The organism is Gordonia sp. NPDC003585 (assembly GCF_040610755.1).
Lineage (GTDB): Bacteria > Actinomycetota > Actinomycetes > Mycobacteriales > Mycobacteriaceae > Gordonia.
Genome location: NZ_JBEXMX010000177.1, coordinates 1 through 2,809, shown reverse-complemented (window position 1 = coordinate 2,809; position 2,809 = coordinate 1). Strand labels below are relative to the sequence as shown.

Genomic DNA, 2,809 nt, shown 5'->3' with positions numbered 1-2,809 from the left:
CGGGCTCCGCGGTGAGGACGTCGCGCACCGCGTCGTCGATGCCGCCCGACCGGATCAGATCGCGCTCGTCGCCGACGACGCGGACGGCGAGCGGATTCTCACGAACGCCGAATTCGCCGCGCTCGTCGCCTATTACGCGCGGATGCTGATCGGCTACGGCGTCGGACCCGAGGTCGCGGTCGCCGTGTGCATGCCGCGCAGTGCGGCGATGGTCGTCGCGATCCATGCGATCCTCGCCGCCGGTGGCCAGTATGTGCCGGTCGACCCCGCGGCGCCGGCCGACCGCGCCGACTACATCCTCGACACGGCAGCCGCCGCGGTCGTGCTGGTGTCCGGTGAGATCCCCGCGGCAGTGGCCGGGCGCGGCACCCCGCGGGTGAGTGTCGATCTCGACGTCGGCATCCCCGATGCGCTCGGCGCGCCGCTACAACCGGGGGAGCGGACCGGGCAGCTGACTCCGGCCAATGCCGCCTACACCATCTTCACCTCCGGCTCCACGGGTAATCCCAAGGGCGTCACGGTATCTCAGGCCTCGGTGCTCAATCGGCTGCGGTGGGGGCTGGACACCTTCGGGCTGACGTCGTCGGACACGGTGATCCTCAAGACGCCCAACACATTCGACGTGTCGGTGCCCGAGCTGTTCGCACCTGTGCTGGGCGGCGCGCGGATGTTCGTAGCCGCCGACGGCGGTCACACCGATCCCGAATACCTCGTCGATGCGCTGCTTCGCCGCAACGTCACATCGGTGCACTTCGTGCCCTCGATGTTGTCGGTGTTCCTCGACGTCGTCGACGAGACGCGTCTGCGCGCGCTCACCGGAATCCGGTATGTGTTCGCCTCCGGCGAGGCGCTGCCACCCGCGGTGGCCCGACGCACCCGTGCCATCTGGCCCGATGCCGGGCTGCACGACCTCTTCGGACCGACCGAGGCCGCCGTGGAGGTCAGCCACGCGGACCTGGCCATCGTCGGGCGCACGGTGCCGATCGGCCACCCCATCTGGAACACCGCGACCTACGTGCTGGATTCGCGGTTGCGGCCGGTCGGCGACGGAGTGCCCGGCGAACTGTATCTGGGTGGTGTGCAGATCGCCCGCGGCTATGCCGGCCGTCCGGATCTCACCGCCGACCGGTTCGTCGCCGACCCGTTCGGCCGTCCGGGGGAGCGTCTCTACCGGACCGGCGATCTGGTGGCCCGCAATCGCGACGGTGAACTCGAATACCTGGGCCGCACCGATTTTCAGGTGAAGCTGCGCGGCCAGCGGATCGAGTTGGGCGAGATCGAGTCGGTGCTCGCCGCCGTCGACTCGGTGGTGCACGCCGCGGCGACCGTGGCCATCGCGCCTGCGGGCGGCGAGCACCTCGTGGCCTATCTCGCCGGTCCCGCCGTCGACCTGGAATCCGCGAAAGACGCGGTCGCGCAAGCGCTTCCCGAGTACATGCGTCCGACCGTGTGGACGGTGCTCTCGACGGTGCCGTTGAACTCGGCCGGCAAGCTCGACCGACGTTCGCTGCCCGAACCCGACTTCGCGTCGGCGCGCACGGGCACCGAGTTCGTCGCACCGGTGGGTGCGGTCGAAGCCCGGATCGCGGAACTGGTCGCGGCGGTGCTGGGCGTGGAGCAGGTCGGTGCCACCGACTCGTTCTTCTCGCTCGGCGGTGACTCGATCATGTCGATCCAGTTGTCCTCCCTGCTGCGCGGTGCCGGTTTCGCGTTGGCCCCGCGCGATATCTTCGAACGTCGCACCGTGCGCGGCCTGGCCGCCGCGGCCGCCTCGGCCGGTGCCGCGGTGCTCGCCGAACTGCCCGGCGGTGCGATGGGCGACGTGGACATCACGCCAACCATCGCGTGGATGCTCGAGAACTCGGTTGACGCCGCAGCTTTCGCCGACTACTCGCAGGCCATGGTCCTGACGCTGCCGGCCCGGATCAGCGACGCCGACGTGAGGACCGCACTGACCGCGGTGCTGGCCCGACATCCGATCCTCGCCGGGGCGCTCACGCGCGATGGCGGCTCGTGGCGGATGGTCGCCGGTGCACCGAGCGATCCACGTCGCCTCCTCCGGTTCCGCACCGTCGAGTCGGCCATCGGAACCGAGCGTTTCGACGACGAGCTGCGCCGTGCCCACCGCGACGCGCTCGAGGCCCTCGATCCCGCCGCCGGCGTCATGGTCGCCGCCGTCGCCGTCCGCACGGCCGATGGATCGGGTCGTCTGGTCCTCACCGCACACCACGCAGTCGTCGACGCGGTGTCGTGGCGCATCGTAGTGACCGATCTGGCAACGGCCGCAGCACAATTACGCAGCGGACTGCCGGTCGAACTGTCGGAGTCGAGCACGTCGATGCGACGGTGGGCGCGCGTGCTGACCGACCTGGCGGCCACCCGGATCGCCGAGATTCCGCTGTGGCGCAGTCACCTTCCGGCCTCGCCGGTGTGGGGTGACGCACCGGCGGCGCGGGTGGCGGAGGTGGCGAGCGTCGTGACCGCCGTCGACCCAGCCGTCACCGAGGCGATCCTGCGTGACGTGGCCGCCGCCTACCGCACCGGCGTCGACGACGTCCTGCTCGCCGCTCTGATGGTCGCTGTGGCTCGACGGCACACCGGGACAACGAATCTCGGGGCCCAAGCGATCGCGGTCCTGATCGAGGGCCATGGGCGCGAGGAATCGATCGCCCCGGGCGCCGACCTGTCGCGCAGCGTCGGGTGGTTCACCAGCGTGTCACCGGTGTCCGTGCCGCTCGACGAGCTCGGCGCGGGCGTGTCCGCGGCGGTCAAGGCCGTGAAGGAGGCGCTGGCCGGGCGTCCCGAGGAC

The 2,809-nt window shown here is 70.8% G+C and carries 1 protein-coding gene; it reads left to right on the top strand.

Features of this window, described 5'->3' with window-relative positions; genetic code table 11:
* Nucleotides 1–2,809: amino acid adenylation domain-containing protein (locus ABZW74_RS24345; RefSeq protein ID WP_355280058.1), on the top strand; the 2,809-nt coding region annotated here is incomplete at both ends.